The 17,958-nt window shown below is 68.8% G+C and carries 13 protein-coding genes and 4 pseudogenes; 8 read left to right on the top strand and 9 right to left on the bottom strand.

Annotation, left to right across the window (positions count from 1 at the left end; genetic code table 11):
• Positions 1-152: 152 nt before the first annotated feature.
• The 5 genes and pseudogenes from ACZ5NH_RS44220 to nthB form a co-directional block, all read right to left on the bottom strand.
• Positions 153-4,331: a S8 family serine peptidase gene (locus tag ACZ5NH_RS44220; RefSeq protein ID WP_468784000.1), complete on the bottom strand. Its 4,179-nt coding sequence runs from the start codon at positions 4,329-4,331 to the stop codon at positions 153-155.
• A gap of 239 nt (positions 4,332-4,570) precedes the next feature.
• Positions 4,571-5,287 carry a hypothetical protein gene (locus ACZ5NH_RS44215; protein ID WP_468783997.1) on the bottom strand — a complete coding sequence of 239 codons (717 nt, stop codon included), beginning with the start codon at positions 5,285-5,287 and terminating at the stop codon, positions 4,571-4,573.
• Positions 5,288-5,309: 22 nt separating this feature from the next.
• On the bottom strand, positions 5,310-5,633 hold the full coding sequence (locus ACZ5NH_RS44210) for a nitrile hydratase accessory protein (protein WP_468783995.1): 324 nt from the start codon (positions 5,631-5,633) through the stop codon (positions 5,310-5,312).
• Positions 5,630-6,229 (bottom strand): nitrile hydratase subunit alpha, encoded by a 600-nt coding sequence (nthA, locus tag ACZ5NH_RS44205; protein ID WP_468783993.1) that lies wholly within the window; start codon positions 6,227-6,229, stop codon positions 5,630-5,632. Before nthA ends, ACZ5NH_RS44210 begins: the two co-directional genes overlap by 4 nt.
• Positions 6,226-6,849, bottom strand: a pseudogene (gene nthB / locus ACZ5NH_RS44200) (nitrile hydratase subunit beta); the annotation flags it as partial. The gene nthA and the pseudogene nthB, both read right to left, overlap by 4 nt.
• A 176-nt stretch (positions 6,850-7,025) precedes the next feature.
• Between nthB and ACZ5NH_RS44195 the strand changes: the two are divergent.
• A complete protein-coding gene (locus ACZ5NH_RS44195) occupies positions 7,026-8,099 on the top strand; it encodes an NmrA family NAD(P)-binding protein (RefSeq protein WP_468783991.1) in 1,074 nt (357 codons plus the stop codon).
• Between the two features lie 1,118 nt (positions 8,100-9,217).
• A complete protein-coding gene (locus ACZ5NH_RS44190; RefSeq protein WP_468783989.1) occupies positions 9,218-10,366 on the top strand; it encodes an FUSC family protein in 1,149 nt (382 codons plus the stop codon).
• A gap of 126 nt (positions 10,367-10,492) precedes the next feature.
• Here ACZ5NH_RS44190 and ACZ5NH_RS44185 read toward each other — a convergent pair whose 3' ends face one another.
• Together ACZ5NH_RS44185 and ACZ5NH_RS44180 are read right to left on the bottom strand one after the other, a co-directional pair.
• On the bottom strand, positions 10,493-11,596 hold the full coding sequence (locus tag ACZ5NH_RS44185) for an NAD(P)/FAD-dependent oxidoreductase (RefSeq protein ID WP_468783987.1): 1,104 nt from the start codon (positions 11,594-11,596) through the stop codon (positions 10,493-10,495).
• A complete protein-coding gene (locus ACZ5NH_RS44180) occupies positions 11,593-11,808 on the bottom strand; it encodes a ferredoxin (protein WP_468783985.1) in 216 nt (71 codons plus the stop codon). Before ACZ5NH_RS44180 ends, ACZ5NH_RS44185 begins: the two co-directional genes overlap by 4 nt.
• A gap of 389 nt (positions 11,809-12,197) precedes the next feature.
• Here ACZ5NH_RS44180 and ACZ5NH_RS44175 point away from each other — a divergent pair, with 389 nt between their 5' ends.
• Positions 12,198-12,917 carry a hypothetical protein gene (locus ACZ5NH_RS44175; protein WP_468783983.1) on the top strand — a complete coding sequence of 240 codons (720 nt, stop codon included), beginning with the start codon at positions 12,198-12,200 and terminating at the stop codon, positions 12,915-12,917.
• Positions 12,918-13,259: 342 nt separating this feature from the next.
• Positions 13,260-13,805, top strand: coding sequence for a GNAT family N-acetyltransferase (locus ACZ5NH_RS44170; RefSeq protein WP_468783981.1), 546 nt, complete (start codon positions 13,260-13,262; stop codon positions 13,803-13,805).
• 57 nt (positions 13,806-13,862) lie between these two features.
• On the opposite strand, the gene ACZ5NH_RS44165 is transcribed toward ACZ5NH_RS44170, so the two are convergent.
• A complete protein-coding gene (locus ACZ5NH_RS44165; RefSeq protein WP_468784003.1) occupies positions 13,863-14,042 on the bottom strand; it encodes a hypothetical protein in 180 nt (59 codons plus the stop codon).
• Positions 14,043-14,440: 398 nt separating this feature from the next.
• Between ACZ5NH_RS44165 and ACZ5NH_RS44160 the strand changes: the two are divergent.
• The 3 genes and pseudogenes from ACZ5NH_RS44160 to ACZ5NH_RS44150 all read left to right on the top strand — a co-directional run.
• Positions 14,441-14,961, top strand: a pseudogene (locus tag ACZ5NH_RS44160) (transposase); the annotation flags it as partial.
• A gap of 200 nt (positions 14,962-15,161) precedes the next feature.
• Positions 15,162-15,392, top strand: a complete 231-nt coding sequence (locus ACZ5NH_RS44155; RefSeq protein WP_468783979.1) for an aromatic-ring hydroxylase C-terminal domain-containing protein — start codon at positions 15,162-15,164, stop codon at positions 15,390-15,392.
• Positions 15,393-15,499: 107 nt separating this feature from the next.
• Positions 15,500-17,002, top strand: a complete 1,503-nt coding sequence (locus ACZ5NH_RS44150) for an IPT/TIG domain-containing protein (protein WP_468783977.1) — start codon at positions 15,500-15,502, stop codon at positions 17,000-17,002.
• 163 nt (positions 17,003-17,165) lie between these two features.
• On the opposite strand, the pseudogene ACZ5NH_RS44145 reads toward ACZ5NH_RS44150, so the two are convergent.
• Positions 17,166-17,363 (bottom strand): annotated as a pseudogene (locus ACZ5NH_RS44145) (metallophosphoesterase); the annotation flags it as partial.
• 273 nt (positions 17,364-17,636) lie between these two features.
• Here ACZ5NH_RS44145 and ACZ5NH_RS44140 point away from each other — a divergent pair.
• Positions 17,637-17,861, top strand: a pseudogene (locus ACZ5NH_RS44140) (IS630 family transposase); the annotation flags it as partial.
• Positions 17,862-17,958: the final 97 nt, after the last annotated feature.

Here is a 17,958-nt window from a genome sequence, read left to right as displayed (position 1 = left end):
CACCAGAACAACCGGGCGTGGAGAAAGGAAAAAGAAAGCAGAAACCAACCCCCCTCCCTCCCCCTCCCCCCCCCCTCCCCCCCCCCCCCCCCTTCCTTCCCCCCCCCCCCCCCCCCCCCCCAGACCCACGGTCTTCGAGCAAGCGGATCGGATCAGTAGGAGAACTGCTGGATCTGGCTTCCGTCGCCTGCGTACGTCCAGCCGGTCCGGGTTGCCGGGTCGAGCTGCATGACGCGCTCGCGGTGTGTTTCGAGCCGGCCGTTCCAGGAGCCGTACAGGGGGTACTCGACGCCGGTCACCGTACCCACCGTGTTGCCTGTCTTCAGGTCGACGACGGCGATACGTCCGGTGGCGTTGTTGTCGGTGAAACCGTACTGCTGGAAGCCGCCCATGGGCTTCAGGTCCGGGAACCGGAAGGCGAGCAACGCCAGCTGGTGCTCCCCGTCGACGGCGAGCGCGAGGGGCGTCTGAGCCGTTGCGACGTTCACCGGGTCACCGCCGCCGAGCTGCCCGAGGTATCCGGTGCCGGCGAAGTTGACGCTGTAGGAGTGGTACCACGTTTCGTAGAGGTTGCCCTTCTGGTCGGCGGCGAGGTCCCCGGCGCAGGGGATACCGCTTTGGCTCTGGGTGACCGTCCCGGTGTCCAGGTTGACTGCTGCCACCGTGCCGGAGCCGATCCATGCCACGCAGTTGATGGTGCTGCCGGTCTTCTGCGCGGAAAAGAGGCCGGTCGACTCGTCCACGTCCAGCAGGCCGTACGACGTTCTCCCGTCCGGAGTGGGGTCGAGCTGGAGCGGTGTGCCCATTGCGCCGGTAGCCGTGTCCACGGGCAGGACGAAGCCCGCCCGGTCGCTCGAACGGTGGGCGAGCACCGCTGCGCGGTGGCGCTTGGCGTCCACCCGCCCGCCCGTCACGACGTACTGGTCATCGACCCGGACGGGGCTGCCGACCGCGTCGCCGGTGCTCGTGTCGTACGTCTCGAGCCACTGCTCGCCGGTGGTCGTCTGCTTGTGCAGGACCAACGCGTGGTGGGCGGAGTCGACGCCGAACACCTCGTAGATGGAGCCGTACGCGGGGTCGCTCGTCAGCTTGCGGCCATAGGTTCCGGTGGCGGCGTCGTAGTCGTACACCGAGCCTTCACCGGTGGGGCTTTCGACCGCCGCGACGGACGTGCCGCCGGGGACGATCGCGAAGTCGGTCAGGTTCGTGCCGTCGGGGGCCGTTCCGTCGTCGTAGGCCAGCAGGGACGTCGGCGAAGCCTGCCCGACTGTCTTGCCGTGCTGGTCGACGGCGAACACCCGCAGGTCGTAGGCGATCGAGGAAGGGAGCTTGAGCGCGAGGGCGTCGAGGTCCGCCGTGCCTCGCGTGCCCGTGAGCGAGCGGTCGAGCGTGGCCGGGCTGTCCACCCCGTTGTGGTCGCGGGTGGTGCCGTTCTGGTTGCTGACCATGTTGTAGGAGTTGTACAGGTTCGGTCCGGGTGCGGAGAACTCCAGCAGCGCGCCGGCGGCGCCCTTGACCCGCGAGACGTCGTAGCGCACCGAGAATCGCGGCGCAGCCCGGTTCACCTCCAGCAGGTGACCGAACTCCTCGGATCCCTTCGCAGCCAGGGTCGGCGCCGCCGGGCGTTGCGACGGGTCACCGCCGTCGACGCGGACGGAGGCGAACTCGCCGTACACCGGGCCGCGCTTGGCGCCCCCTGCGGGGTTCTGGAGGACACCGATGCCGTAGATGCCGCCGCCGGCGGAGAAGGCGTCGGCCGGGACGGTGACGGTGCCGCGAAGTCCCATCAGCGGGGCGGTGTGGACGGCGGAGAAGATGGGCGCCAACGCGGGGTTCCAGTGGCCGACCTGCGACACGACCAGTTGGGGCGAGCTGACGTTCCGCACGCCGGTCAGGTCGTAGCGCACCTGTACGGAGTGCCCCGCCTCGACCACCGGCTGGACCACCGGGGCGAGTGCTTCGGCGTAGCCGCCGTCGGTGGGGCCGAAGGTCAGCTGGTGAGTGGTGGAGGCCAGCACCTCGTTGCCGTGGCGCACCTCGAAGGTGAGCGGGACCTGACGGTCCGTCGCGGAGACGACCGGAAGTCCGGCGGCGGCGAGCATCTGCGTGGGGGTGAGCCGGATCGCCGGCACAGCGGAGGTGAACTCATGGTTCTTGATGCGCAGCGCGTAGCTCACACCGTCCCGGTCGCTCAGGCCGGTGACGTCGGCACCGATGGTCACCGGTCCTACCAGGCCCTCACCGGTGGCGCCGGCGCCCGTGCCCGGTCCGGCCAGGTCGATGTACCCGGGGTCGGTGGCCTCCAGGTAGGAGCCACCGAGCCCGCCGATGGTCTGGCGATGCGCCACGGAGAGCCGGACGATCCGGGGCGTGCCCACGTCGGCCCGGCTGCCGTGCGCCTTGGCCAGGACCGCCTGCACCGCGGCGGTGACGTCGAGCTGCGGACCGACGTGCAGTGGCCGGTCGATCTGCGGCGGAGTCGGTACGGCCCGGCCGGTGCGCTCCAGCAGCGAACGGACGTCCTGGGGCGACGGGTGCTGCCCGGTCAGCCGGGAGGCCTGCAGCACGACCGCCGCGGCGGCCGCGATCTCGGGTGCGGAGGCCGAAGTGCCTCCGCTGAGGACCTCCGTCACCGACTGCGCGGTCTGGCCTCGGTGCTCGAAGGCGGGGATGCCGTCACTGGGCGCCGAGACGTCGATCCGGGTGCCGAATCCCGAGGAGAAGATCCCGGAGCCGTTGAGCCTGGTGGTCGCCCAGGTCCCGTTGCCCGACGCGGCTGCGCCGTTCTGCGGGGGCACGGCCAGTGTGTCGTCGGTCGTGGTGCCGCCTGCGGCGATTGCGCCGGAGTCCAGGACATTGCTGGGCGTGGTTGACAGCTGGTCGTCGTCGATCCTGGTGGTGTCGGCGGCCTTGCGCGTCACGTCGGTCGCGGTGCTGCCGCCGTCGGGGCCGACGGCCGCGTTGGTGAACAACCGGGTCCCGTCGTTCGACGAGACCACCATGGTGATGCCGTACTGCTGCACGATCGACGCGATCACGGACTGCTGGACGGGGTCGTCCTCCAGGTAGCGTCCGGCGAACCCGAAAGCGTCGGTGCCGTAGCCCAGGCTGGCGGTGATCACATCGGGCCGCGGCTGCTGCCGGGCAGCAGCCAGCAGAGCCACCGCGATCTGACTGAACGTCGGCTGCTGCGGGACGACGAGCCGGTAGTCGGCCCCCGGGGCGATGCCCAGCAGGTCCGAGTTCCCGCTGCCCTGCATGCCCGGACGCTGCAGGTCGTGCGGAAGCGGCGCCATCACGGAGAAGTCCAGCAGCACCTCACCCAGCGCGGAGTCCTGCCCCCGGGTCGAGCCGGTCGGGTCGAGTGCGCCGGTCGCGTCCGCGGTGTAGGTGGGGATCAAGGGCATCGTCGGGATGTCCAGGTACCGCTGGCCGTTCTGGACAACGGTCGTCGGCCCCGCGGGGCCCAGGTTCGGCGTCGACGCGTCTGTGAGGTCGCCCACCGAGACGTTGGTGATGGTCTCACCGGCGCCGGGCAGTTGCTGGAACTGCTGTTTCAGCAGGCTGTAGGCGCCTGTCGCGTCGACGCCGCCGGCGTTGAGGAAGCTCTGCAGCGAGGTGCCGAGAGCCGCGTTGCCGGGAACACCGTCGGTGCCGGTCGCACCGCTGTCCTGCCCCCTCGCCGACGAGTCGGCCTTCCCTGCGGTGGCGCCCACTGAGGAGGGCAGCGGCACGGCGCCGGTGTTCATGGGGGAGACGGTCCGGTCGGGCTCGGCGTAGACGACCCCGGGTGCGGCGGCCAGCGCATGGGCGGCAGCAGAGGCGTCGCCGCCGGCCAGCTGGACGACCTGGACCTTGGACAGGTCGATCGCCGCGGATCCCAGCTTCGCCCGGGCGGCTGAGTGCAGCTGCCGGGCCTGGGCGGCGGTAAGACCCGGCACCAGCGGCCGCATGGAGACGGCGTGAGCCCGGTGGAGTGCGGAGTTGACCGCGGTGTCCGAGGTCAGCGGGGTGCGGACCTGCAAACTGCGTTGCTTGCCCAGTGACTTGCCGGTCACGTGGGTGGCCGGGTCGAACACCACAAGGACCTGGTGCGGGCCGTTCTTCGCCGACTGCGCGGGCATGGGCTTCTGGAACGAGCGCCACGGACCGAGGGCAGAGGACCCGGGTATGCCGGGCAACGCGCCCCTCGAAGCCGTACCTTTCGCACCGGAATCGATCGCGGAGGTCTTCGCTCCGGTGGCCGACGCGTACTGCTCGGGTGTGGCGAGCAGTACGGCCGCACTGGCTATGGCGAGGCCGCGAGCGAACGCTCGTCTCCGCCGTTTCATGGGCACTCCACTTCTTACAAGCGAACTCGGGGAAAGCAAAGACACGGCGCTGCCCCCGAACAGCGCCCACGCTGCGGGGAATCTTTCAACCTGGAAAAGCCGCCACAAGATGAGCAGGGTGGCGTACTTCTGCCAACCGGCAGGAAGTCGCCACCGAAACGGCGAAGCTCCACGGCATTTACCGGCTTTGAGTCGGTGTTGTCGACATGGTGTCGGTAGCTGATGGCAGTCAGGGCGTTTCACTGCGCGCAGCCGGTGGTTGGGGTGCGCTGGCCCTCTTTTGTGTCACGACGCACCGTCCGGCGGATACACGCCCTGATCGTGCCCGCCGACGTGGCAACGCGGCCAAGGACGTCGAATTGCTGGTCTTGCGGCACCAGCTGGCGGTGCTCCAGCGCCAAGTCGGCCGACCCGACCGGAACCGGCCGACCGGGTCTTTGTGGCCGCCCCGAAAGCACCACGTGCTCATGGTCGCCCCAACCAAAGGGCCCACCACACCTATACACACCCGACGCGTTTTGGGCGTGGCTCCAGAGCACTGTGCGGTCGGGGTCCCGTATGGGGCGCGACATTGGCTCGGACGGGCCGTTGTTGCGCAGGTCGGCAAGGGATGCGGCCGCAACGGGGACAGCGTGCAGGAAGCCGGCCACTGCCGGGTCGACGGCGGCCGCGTGCAGGGCGCGGATGCGGATGGTGATGCCGGCGGGGCCGGTGCCGTCAAGGACGAACAAGAGGCGGGGGAAGAGCGGGTAGCGCCTTCGCCATTCCTCCTGCACCGGTTCCTGCCCGATGGTCGGCCGGTGGCGACCCGGGGCGGCGGGCACGTAGTGGTAGAGGCGGGCGTAGGCGGTGAGCTTTGCGGCCAGGCGTTCCGGGCCCATGGTGGCCCGGTCGACTTCGACGAATGCCCGCAGCATCGACCCCTCGCCGTCCGCGGGTCCGCGCCGGTAGTACATCAGCGCGTCGGGGATGACGGCCTCACCACCCCCGATGGGGTGGTAGACCTCGGGCAGTCAGTCCAGCGGCCAGCACAACTCGCCGTGTCGGCGCGCGTCTTCGTCGGTAGTAGGCGCCCAGCCATAGTCGGTAGTAGTGGTATGGCTCGCCGTGCTCCTGTGAGGCTGTCCAGGCGGTGATCCGGGCGATCAGGGCGGTCTGGAATTCCGGCCAGCTGAAGACGCCCGCCTCGTACAGGGTGACGGCCATGCCGAAGGCACGGCCTTCCCACGGCTCGGCGAACACCAGCTCACCGTTGGAGCGGGGAGGTGCTACCGGGCCCTCGGTGTCCAGCGGCGTGCTCAAGGTGTCGCCACCTTGGCCACGCCGACCATCGCGTCCCTGGTGATCAGTGGCACGAGTTCCTCTTCCGTGAGGTGCTCGGTGCCGGGCGGGCGTTCGGGCACTACGAGCCAGCGCACCTCGCTGGTGGAGTCCCGGACGATGATCTGCACGTCGTCGTCGAGCGTGAGTCCCATCTCGGCCAGCACCGTGCGCGGCTCCCTGACCATACGCGCGCGGTAGGCGGGGTCCTTGTACCAGCTCGGCGGCAGGCCGAGGACCGGCCAGGGGTAGCACGAGCACAGCGTGCACACCACGACGTTGTGGGTGGTCGGGGTGTTCTCGACGACGACGATGTGCTCGCCCTGCTGTCCCCAGAAGCCGAGCTCCTTGATGGCGGCGGTGCCGTCTTCGAGCAGACGCCGCCGGTAGTCGGGGTCCGTCCACGCCTTGGCGACGACCTTGGCGCCGTTGAGTGGGCCCACGCTCGTCTCGTAGCGGGTGATGATCGCGTCCATGGCCTTCGGGTCGATCAGGCCGCGCTCGGTGAGCAGTTGTTCGAGTGCCTCGGTGCGCAGCGCCACGGAAGGGCTCTCGTCAGAGCCGCCGGTGGTGGTCATGCGGTGGTCTCCAGGTAGCTCTCGTACATGTCTACGGTGACGGTGAAGGGTTCGGCGTCGGCGCCCCAGAGCTCGTACGAGTCGAACCGCACTGTGTACACGTACTGCGGGTTTTCGCCCATGAAGTGCGCATTGGTGTCCGGCAGCACGCCGGCGGGCTGAATGATGTCGACAACGCCGACATGCCCTCGCACATAGCGTGGCAGCCTGGTGTGTCCGGACGGCGACATGTCCTTGGCGCGCACGCGCTGGCCGACGGCGAAGGCGGGCGCGGTGTCGACGGAGCGTAGCGTGCCTTCGGCGGTCGGTGTGTAGTCGGGCTTGGCCGGCTCCGGGATAGGGGGCTCCTCCACGTGCTCGCCGCGGAGGTTGCGGGCGCGGGCGTCGACCGCACCATGTGCCAAGACGGCGCTGTCGAGGAGTCTCAGCTCTCCGGCGTTGAGCCAGCGCCCGTAGTAGCCGTCGTCGATGTAGTGCGCTCGGTCCAGGCGCTCCAGCGCGTGCCGGAAGGAGTCCAGGTTTCCCCCGGATACCCGGTTCGAGAGGATCGCGAGCGCGAATGCCCGGCTCTCCCACGACTCTGCGAAAACAGGTTCGTCCCACCTCGGCGGATGCACGGAGCCCCAGCCTGGATTTGGGTGATGTCTCTGGTGTCACGGTGTGAGGTGGGCGTCAAGCCCCTGGTTGCGGCGCATGCCGCGGATGCGTCGGGCTCGTTGCCCGCGTGCCCGGGAGTGGCGGGTGGCCAGGCGGGGTCACGCCTTGGACGCATGCCGATCTCTTCGCCAGCAGCTGCATGTCGTCGATCGCCGTGGACGGACACACCCTGATCTCTGCCCGCGAGGATCCGATCGTCTCAGGAGTAGCCTTCCCTGGGGTGGTCTGCGGCCTGGCCGTCACCCCGGTTGCGCCCTGGTCGTGCGGGCCGCAGGCTGCTTCCGTGGACGACAGCGCGGAAGCAGGCGTGCGGCCCATTCTGGTGACCGGTGCTGCGGGCAGCGTCGGGGCCGTTGGCAGGACCGTGGTCCAAGGCCTTCGGCGCCGGGACCTCCAGGTCCGTGCTCTGGTGCGCCGCGATGACGACCGTGCCCAGGCGCTGCGCGCGACGGGCGCCGAAGTCGTGGTCGGAGATCTGACGCGTGCCCGTGATGTCGCCGACGCCCTCGACGGCTGCGGGCGGGTGTATTTCGGCATGGCCGTGTCGGCACAGTATCTGCTGGCCGCCGTGACCACAGCCGCGGTTGCGCGCGCCTACGGAGGGCTGGAGGCGTTCGTGAACATGTCGCAACTGACCGTCTCCGAGATGGATGCCACCAGCGGCTCCGAGTCGCATCAGCATCGTCAGCAGTGGCTGGTCGAGCAGGTCCTCGACTGGTCGGGCCTGCCCGTGGTCCAGGTCAGGCCCACCGTCTTCATGGAGAACCCGCTCTTCCAGACCGCGTTTTCCTCGATCGCCAAGGACGGCACCATAAGGTGGCCCTTCGGCGAGGCGAAAACCTCCCCGATCGCGGCCGGTGACGTTGCCGCGGTCGTCGAGGGGATTCTGGCCGATCCGGCCCGGCATATCGGCCGGATCTATGAGCTGACCGGTCCTCGATCTCAGGACATCGCCGCTTTGGCCGCGGAAATTTCCGATGCTTTGCACCGCGCGGTCGGCTACACCGACGTCCCGTTGCAGGAATGGCTCGACAACGATCTCGCAGCGCTGGGACTGCCGGACCATGTCTTCCAGCACATCTCCACCATGGCTCGACTACACGTGGCGGGCCGCTATGACCGCCAGGCAGACGGCATGGCAGAGGTCACCGGGCGGTCCGCTGCAGGAGTAGCCGATTTCGTCCGCAAGAACCCCGAGCTGTTCACTCGCTGAGCCGCTTGCCGTCCGGGCCGAGAACTCCCGCTACCTCAACCGGCGTTTCCGATCCCACGCGGCTGCGAGCACTGTTGTCGGAGTGCCGCGAGATCGGGGTGGCCGTCGTTTGCGAGGAAACTGACCTGGGGCGTCGACTCGGTGGCACTGTCCTGACGCTTGGGGCGAGGCCGCCGTGGCGCTGTCCGTGGTCGTCGCGACCGGGTCGGTCGACCTCCGTGAGGTGCGGCCCGCGGTCATCGCCTCCGGTCTCCACGTACTTCGACAAAGCCGAATACCCCGCGGCACCCGCAAAACGGTGGGTCAGCAAATGGAAGGAGTACCGGGGAGTGCCCGCTGGCGCGACAAGCGTGACTACGCCTCAACGGCACGCTCACTCCTTCGCGGTCAGGGTTCTGCGCACCGACAAAATGCAGGCGAAGAAGGGGACCACGGAGGTGTCCTGACCCGGAACTTGGTTATAAACGTGTCGCTGGGGCGGGGCGGGCGGAAACGCCTGAGCAGCACACAGCTGGTGTGGCTCTCGTTGACCTGGGCTGACCAGCGCTCCCAGGCACGGAACAGCTCCGTGAGGCTGTCACTCAGGCCGATCTGTGCGCATCGGGCCAGGATCTCCGGCCCCCAGAGGGCTGCCCGACCCGTGCCTGCAGCATGGACACCTCTTCCTCACGGCGGGAGTAGGCGTTGAACAGATCGGGTTGCGCGGGGATCAGCGAGGTCCCCAGCACCGAGGAGGACGTCCCGAGGACGATCAGCGCACCGAAGGCACCGACCACGGCGCTCGAGGGGCCTCCCGTGGTGCAGTGGGGCATACCGAGCCTCAGGCCTACCCGCGGCGGCCCTCTTCGCACGCTGGCGGCTGTTCCTGTCCGCAGGTGACGGCGGTCCTTTCCGCCGTCCCCCTGCTCGCCCGGGGACATGCTCCGAGCTGAGCGCGGGGCGGGGCCTGATGATCGGGGACGAGCTTCCCTCGGCCTTGAGGTCCCATGGGCACGGGGGAGACGGCACGGGCGGAGTCGCAGGCGTTGGACCGGCGCCGTGTCATCGCCTGTGGTGGTGAGGGATGTCACCCGACCGCTATTCGACGCAAACCGAACATAGCGTGCAATCATCTTCTTGTGCAAGATTCAACTATCTGGCTCGGTCGTCTGCCGATACGGGCGATCGGACGGGTGCGCCACCTCACCGGCAGGCTCCGTCGCCGGCGACCCGGCCAGTTGGTCTATGGGATCAAGGCGCTGACAGCGGCGTTGCTCGCCTGGACCGTGGCGGGCCCGGTGGCCCCCGACGGACGCCCCTACGTGGCGGTCGCGACGGCCCTGCTCATGGTCAACGCTTACACGGTGTACCGCTCCGTCGCCAACGCCCTGCACAGCGTCACAGCGAAGGTCGTTGCTCTGGTCCTCGCCCTGACGACCGTCCGGCTGCTGGGGCCGACCGCGGGTGCCATCGCGGTCATCGCTCTGCTCACAGTCCTGGTGGGCCCCCGCCGCACCGCCGAGGGACGGCTCCAGGTCGCTTCCACTGCGGTCGTCGCGCTGGCTGCGATGGCGGGCAATCCGATGGGCGGCCTGGTCTCACCTGTGCTCCAGACGCTGGCCGGCGCGGCCGTCGGCATCGCGGTCAACGCGCTGGTGCTGCCCCCGCTGCACGTGGACGAGTCGGAGTCGGCCGTGAGGGACCTCGCCCACGTCGTGGGGGAGTTGCTGCACGACATGGGCGTAGGTCTGGCCCAGGGGGAACTGCTCTCCAAGGCGCACGTCTGGTTGCACCGGGGGCGCCGGCTCGAAAAGCACCTGGCGTACGCTCAGGAGCAGGTGCGACAGGCCGACGAGAGTTTGCGCTGGAACGCGCGCTGCATCACGCGTGGGCGACGCGGCGACGTGACGTACGGGGAACTGCTCGCCGCCCTGCGCGGGGTGTCACTCCAGGTGCGGGGAATCGCGCGGACCCTCGCCGACAGCGCCCACGACCACCGTCCCGACCACCATCTGGGGCTCCAGTTCCTGGACCGGTATGCCGAGACCCTGCAACTGGCGGGTGCGGCGGTAAAGGAACTGGTCGGCCCGCGCACGGAGGCCGCTTCCTCGTACCCTCACAAACGGCTACGGAAGGCTATCGAGGGCGCCCTGGTCTGGCATGAGACGATGACCGAGCTGATCGGCCGGGGAACCCTCACCAGGCCAGGCGCGTGGCACGTCTACGGCTCGCTCATGACGGATGTGGAGCGGCTGTTGTCCGACCTGGACTACGCGGCGCTGAACTGAGGTCAGCGGGAACTGTTGTCGTGGATCTCGGCGGCGCAACCACCGGGAAACTCGGCGATGGCGCTGTGGCGGCCGCCCGAGAGGTGGGGCCGGACAGCACCGTGGCGCCGGCGGCCTTGGCCTTGCTCAGAGTCGTCGCGAGGTTCGCCAGCCCGACGCCCGTACCCGCGGCGCCCGGTGCCGGTCGGTGCAGTCGCGCCCGACGGTGCCGACCCAGCGTTCGGCGATTGCGTTCGCCCGCGGTGCACGGACCGGTGTCCGGATCACCCGGGCACCAAGTGAGGTGAACACCTCATGGAAGGCACCGGTGAACTTCGCGTCGCGTCTCGGATGAGTAACCGCACCTGTTCGGCTCTGTCGCCCAGATCCATGACCAGGTTCCGGGCCTGCTGGGCGACCCACTAACCCGTCGGGTTCGCCGTGGCCCCTGCGATGTGGACGAGCCTGGTGCCGTGCTCGATGAAGAACAGCACGCAGATCCGCTTGAGGAACGCAGTCTCGACGTGGCGACATCGGCCTCGACGTCATCCCCGTAGGACAGCCGGGCCCGCCGCAGCTGGCCGTTGGTACCGCTCTCCAGCGCGCTGACGGTGGTGCCGAGGCGCAGGTCCACCCCGTGCGCCCGCCGCCGCGCCCGATGACCGCCCCGACGGTCCCGCCGAGCGCGCTCGCCAGCGGCGCGGTGCCGCGGTGGGTAACGGTGACTGGGATGCCGAGGTCCCGGCAGCTCGACGCCACCTCCGAGCCGGTGAAGCCGCCGCCGATGACGAGCACCCGGAACGGCCCGGCGGCGAGGTCGGCGCGCAACCGGTCGGCGTCGTCGCGGCCCCGCAGCACATGCACCCCGCCGAGCGCGGCCTCGTCGGCGACCGGCCAGGGCCGGGCCCGGCATCCGGTGGCGATGACGAGCGCGTCGAAGCGGACGGAGTGGCCGTCGGCGAGGTGCACGGAGCGGTCGGGCAGGTCGAGCCCGGTCGCGGCCACGCCGAGCAGCCAGCGGGCGTTCAGGTCCCGGCTCCGCGGCAGCTGCACCCGGTCGGTGCCGATCCATCCGGACAGCACCGCCTTGGACAGCGGCGGGCGGTCGTAGGGTTCGTGCGGCTCGTCACCGATCAGCACGACCTCGCCGGTGAACCCGTTCGCCCGCAGCGACTCCGCGGTGCGCAGGCCCGCCAGCGACGCGCCGATGATGACAATCCGCCGGAGGCTCCCTCGGTTCGGGCCGGTCATTCCCACACCTCCCCGACGCCGGCCGCCCGACCCAGGGTGATCGCCTGCATCGGGCAGGCCACAGCGGCCCGCTCCGCGGCCCGGTCGGACTCCGCGTCCGGCATGGGGTCGTACTCCAGCGACTCCGTGCCCCGGAACCGGAACACCTTCGGCGCCGCGTACACGCACTGCCCGTAGCTCTGGCAGCGGTTCCGGTCGACAACGACCCGCATGACAAGCTCCCTTCCCGGTAGCGATGACCGTCGCATCCGTCAGGAGTCGGCCGCGGCGCGCTGCGGTCCGGCTTCCCCGAGCTCGGCCTGTTCCTTCTTCATCGACCAGACGGTCCACAGCGTCAGCCCGCCCATGAAGGTGACCATGAGCAGCTGCGAGACGTTGGATGCGACTCGGATCGACAGTCGCGGCCCAGCCGCCCCGCCGTACAGGGGAAAGACCAGGAGCCGAGTCGGGTCGTGCGGCTCGGCTGAGCGTCATCCCTCCAGCCATCTGGTAGGGAATATGCCACTTGGTGCGCTCCTGCCATCCAGAGGTGGCGACCGGGCGGCATCTCCGGGCCAGAACCCCGCCAGGACGGCGCCTGATGCGACAGTCGAGGGAGACCATGCGCTGGACAATCACACATCGGGCGACAGCGTCGGCGGCTCTCGCCGGTGCGACCGCCATCGTCTCGACGGTGCTGCCGCCGGCCCATGCCGGAACGCGGACCGCAGTCGCGCAGTCGTTCGCGACCGTGACGGCAGAACGGCCCAGCACGCCGACGCCGCGTCCCCCTCGCCTACCTCGAGACTTTCGTGGGAAGGGTAAGTGGGTTGTCCGGGACTTGGGCATCACGGTCCCGTTCAGCTGGGAGGGGAGAAACGGCGACAGCCAGATGATCGCGGGAGGCCCGCGGTACCCGATCTGGTTCACAAACCTGATCTACCACGGCACGCTCTACACGCTGACCTACAAGTGGCCCGGCCTGACCCAACATCCGTGTTCACAGATCCCGGGTTTCGACCTCAACCAGTTGAACCAGGCATTCCGAGGCGCACGGTTCGTCGGGCGGGAGATTCTCCAGCGGAGACCGAACCGGCACGTGAACCACTGGAGGGTCGGTGTCGTCCTGCCGAAACGGCCTCCGGGGAAATTCCTGCGGTTCCCCGTTACCCTGGGCGACATCTATGTGGATCAGGACGACCGGAGCACGTTCTGGCAGGTGCTGCAATTCGGCATCCAGAATCTCTATGACCCCGAGTTGGACGAGTGGCTCGTGATGGACACGTTCAAGCACAAGCCCGGTACGGTCACACTTCCCCGGCGCTGCACACCACTACCGTGAGCCCAAAGGTTGTCCCGTAACCGCGGGGTGTTCCTTCAAAGACGGGTCGCTCCGCGCTCCCGGGGTTAGCCGAAGATGAGCGCAACGTCCTTAGCCACGCAGAACCGCAGGACGGTGACCAACTGACTGACGTCTTCGATGCGCCGTCGTAGGACGGGGTCGCTGTCGTCAGTCCGACGTTGGTCGAGCAATGCTTCCAACCGGGGCAACATCGCAGCGCATTGAGCAGGCGCGAGATCAGGAGTAATTGTCAAATCCTGTGGATCATTGTCTGCGCCAGCGAAGTTCGGGTGGGCGCCCCCGAGTGTCAACGAGCGCGGCTCGTTTGTGACACTCGTCCCCATGACCAGCAGCAACGCCCTTGGCTTCACCCAGATCGTTGACCCGCACGAGATCACTGATGAGCTGAAGCAGGCCCTCGTGGACTGCTGGACCGAGGTGAGCAATGCGGGTGGGGCGGCCGGGTTCCCCTTTCCGCCGGTGGATGCCGCCGAGGTCACCGCTGTCCTTGACCGCATCATCGAGAAGCTTGCCCCAACGACCAGCCGCCTTCTGATCGCCCTGGCCGATGGCACCGTCGCGGGCTGGCTGAACATCCGCTGCGATCCCCACCCGGTCGTCGCGCACTGGGGCACGATTCACCACGTGCAAACCCGTCTCGGCGTCCGGGGCCAGGGGATCGGCGCGGCATTGATGAGCCGGGTCCGTGAGGTCGCCCGCGACGAGATGGGCCTGGAGCAGCTGCACCTTGCCGCCCGCGGTGGTGTCGGTCTCGAAGCGTTCTATGGCCGACTCGGCTGGATGGAGATCGGCAGGTGGCCCGGCGCTCTGCGGCTGGCCTCCGACGACGATCGCGATGAGGTCCTCATGATGTTGTCGCCTTTGTGACACCGAGCATTCTGATCTTGGGCCAGGTAGGGCACGACGACGTGGGCAGCAAGGTTGTCATGCCGAGAGGGGCTGCGTGCGCTCGATGAGCTGTCCGCGTTCGAAGCGGGCTCCGGCGCGGACGAGGGCGGCGAGGTGAGGTGAGACCACCCCCAAGATCACCGAGGACCGGGCCCGGATCGAGGCCCGCCGCGGCCGGAACATCGCCAAGATCGCCACGGCACGCAAGCTGCTCACACTGGTCTACTACGGGCCGCGCGACGGACAGATCCGCGCCCTGCCCCGCCAGGCAGCGTGAGCACCTCGGACGCGGCAGGCGCGTGGTCGGGCAATTGTCTGACCCCCTGCACGGCGCGGTCGCGGTTTTGATTGACCCCGCCTGTCGCACGTCGCATCGCTCCATGCGGCCCCGCGCCGCGAAGGAATGACCGGCAGCCGAGCACGGCCCTGCCGTCACCCCATCAAGGACTGGAGAACAACGACCCCCACAACCGCATATCCGACGAGCGGCCCCATCCCACCCACCGTCACCATCCGACCGACGGCGAGCCGGTCAAGGCTGCCCAGAACCACCGACAACCATCGGAAATACCCCGCTTGACGCACTCCGCCCCTTCAGGAATGACAATTGCTCCGTCATCGATCACCTTGGCCCGAAGCTCGCGCTCACACCACGCAAGCGGTTTGCGAAGGACGCGGTGCTGATCGTGGATGGCACCCTGGTACCCACCCGTGACCGCAGCATTGCCGAACAGTCAAAGAGCTATCGGTACTCCACCGCCCACCAGGTCGTCATCGATGCCGACCCGGGCGGTCGTGATAGTCGGCCGGCCCGCGCCTGGCAACCGTCATGACTCCCGTGGCTGGGAGGAATCCGGCGCCAAGGCCGCCGTCGTTCACACCACGACCATTGCCGACAGCGGCTACCAGGGCACCGGACTCGTCATCCCGCACCGCCGCGCAAACGGCAAGGAACTCCCGGCCTAGAAGGAGGAACACAACCGCTCCCACAAGCGAGTTCGGGCCCCCGTCGAGCACACCTTCGCCCGCATGAAGAGCCTGGAAGATCCTCCGCGACTGCCGCCTGAAAGGGAACGGCGTCCACTACGCCATGCTCGGCGTCGCCCGCCTGCACAACCTCGCCCTCACCGGATAGCCGCGCCCCGGTCACCCGCGTCCACACTGCCCCCAAGATCACTTACGGGCGGTCGCCCCACACGCTACGACGCCGTTGGGGACGTCGGCAGCAGTACGGGCACAGGTCCCGGTGATCATGAAGTTGCGACGCTCCGTGATCGCTGGGGAGACCTGTGCCCGCGCTTCGAGGATGCGGTCGGATCCGGGAACATGTCGAGCGTGGCGGCCGCCCCTGCCGACCGCGGCGATCTGTCGCCCGCGCTCATCCGCCGCGACGGCATCGTTGCCTGGGCCGCCGCCCCGGGCCTGCCCGCGGACACCACAGCTCTGGCGCTCGCGCTGTGCACCTGGTTCGGCGCACCGCAGACACCTATGGCGAACGGCCAACAAGGTGAACCTGGCCAGCCTGAAGACAGGAAAAGCACCGGGCAACGCAGAGGGGGCGTCTGATGGTGTGCGATCCACTCTGACGGTCGGTTCGGCACAGATCTGCCCTGATGCTGCCGAAAGGCCGTCGCGCCTCCGCACCGGCAAACCTCCGAGGAGCAGGAACGACGATGGCATCCGATCCGGCAATCACCCAGGTGACCATGACCCTGGCTGCCCTTGCAGCCACCGGGGCCACCCCACGTCCGTCCGGGGAGACCCTGGAGCAGCAGACCAAACGCATCATCACCGGCATCGACGCGCAACTGCGCGATCCCGCCCTTGCGACGCAGGACGAGTGGGAGCTGGTGTGGCTCGCCCTGAGCGAGGCCAACGCCAATATGGCCTACCTCGTACGGAGCACCAACGGCTCGAACGAGTTCGCCGTGGTCGCTCGCGGAACGGACGCTGATCTGACCGACATCCTCGAGGACCTCGATGTCGGCACGGTCGTGCCGTTCCCCGAAAGCGGATCGCCGACGCCCGTCTTCGTGTCCAAGGGGGCAAAGGACGCGTTCACACGAGTGGTCACCGCCCGCTCGATCGCCTCTCCCTCCCTGAACGCCACGCTCGCTCAGGCGCTCTCCGTTGCGCTCAAGGCGGCGCCCTCCTCGCCGCAGCCGACCGTCTATCTGACCGGTCACAGCCTGGGCGGTTGCATCGCCAGCATGCTCGCGCCGTACCTTCAGGCACAGACCTGGCCGAAACAGCCGAAGTTCGCGGTGATGACCTATGCCGCTCCCACCGCCGGCGTGCAGAGCTTCGTCGACTACTTCGACTCCGTGCCGTGGGTCATCGACGAGCGCCAGAACAACGCCTACGACCTGGTGCCGCACGCGTGGGCCGATCTCGACGTCACCACCGGCTGGTACCCGAGCCCGGGACCGCAGGCGACCGAAGAAGTGAAGCTGCTCATCGCGGCGATCTCCAAGCGCACCAACGGCAACGTCTACGTCCAGCCCGGCACTCTCTGCCTGATGAACACCGGATACACGAGCCTTGCCGAGAAGCTGGTCAACAAGACCACCCAGGACTTCCTCGGTCAGATCGCCTACCAGCACGCCAACTCCACCTACCTGGAGCTGGTGGGGGCGCCTGAGGTGCCTTCCCCGCCGGTGGTGACCGACGTGAGCCCCACCTTCGGCGCCGCAGGCGACACGGTGACGATCAACGGCAAGTATTTCAGTCAGGACAGCCTGGTCGACTTCGGCCACTTCGCATGCACCGAGCCGCCCACCATCGACCCCTCCGGCCTCAAGATCACCGCTAAGGTCCCGAACGGAACGGGCGTCGTCCACATCCGCGTCACCAACACCCTCGGCACCTCCCCGGCCGTCGCCATGGGGCAGTTCGCCTATGGCGGACCCGCACCTGTGGTGGTCAGTTCGGTCAACCCGACCAGCGGTAAGGTCGGCACCCCGGTCACCATCAAAGGCTCGGGTTTCGCCGAGGGAGCCACCGTGCACTTCAAGGACAAGGCGTCCGGGTCGGTCAAGTTCGTCTCCGCCGGCCAGATCACCGCAACCGCGCCCGATCTGTTCGACGTCCACCAGACGGTGAACATCACCGTGACGGTCGGCAAGGCCACCTCTCCCACCAGCCCGGACGACGAGTTCACCTACACCGGACGGTAGCGTCCGCAAGCCCCGTTCCCGGGTGACCCTTCGAGCAGCCCCGGGCCCTTGCCGCCGACCGGCCGAACCGTGCTCGGGCGAGGGTCGCCGCAGGACCATTCGCCCTGCGGCGAGCTGGCTTCCAGAGCTGGTGCTGATGGCGGGCTCCATTGGGCGAGGGGCCGCCGACGCCGGCCACGGTCAGGGCGAGCCGTAGTGGGATGCCGATCAGCACGGACCAGGTGAACAGGACCCGGCTCGTGCCCAGCAGGGTGTCACCGACGATCGCCGCCCGGTCCTGCTGGCGCCGGCCGTGGCCGCGCACCATCGCGAGCGGCATACCGACGAGGCCGAGGACGAACAGGGCGGTGCCGACCATCGTGCATCGCCTGATCTGGTCGGCGGTAAGGGCTGATGCCTTCTTCCGGGTGTCGGCGGGCAGGGCGTCGAGGTTCTTCTGCGCCGCGTCCTTGTCCCGCTGCGCCTCGTTGATCCATTGGGTGACGACGCTTGGATCGGCTCCGGCGTCGAGGGCGGCCTGGCTGCACTGCTCCAGAACGCACTGGAACCCCTGGACACCCTGCTCGCCGAGCCGGCAGTCGATCAGGAGCGGCCGGCACAACGCGGATCGGATCCTCCCCCAGCTGGTGTGCTGGATGAGGCCGGCCAGTCGGTGACTCCGCCGCGCGCCAGGACCTGGGGATGCCGAGGCCGCACGCCGGTGGTGCGGGTACGCGGCCGCGGCTCGGGCCGGGTGTCGATGGCAGGCATGGTCTGCTACAAGCCCGGCGAGCGGTCGAGGCTGATCTGCGCGGTGCGCGAGTACACCGGCCGTACCGGCCAGCCGAAAGGCTTCGGCTGGCGCGACTTCTGCGACCTGAGGTCCTGGAGGGACGACTCGGGGTTCCAGTACTGGGCGCTGCCGGAGTTCTGCACGCCTTCGTAGCGGGAGAGGTTGCCGCTGTTCGGGGTGATCC

This window comes from Streptomyces sp. NPDC031426 (assembly GCF_055581585.1).
Note: the sequence above shows the minus strand (reverse complement) of the source record. Positions and strands in the feature narration are given on the sequence as shown.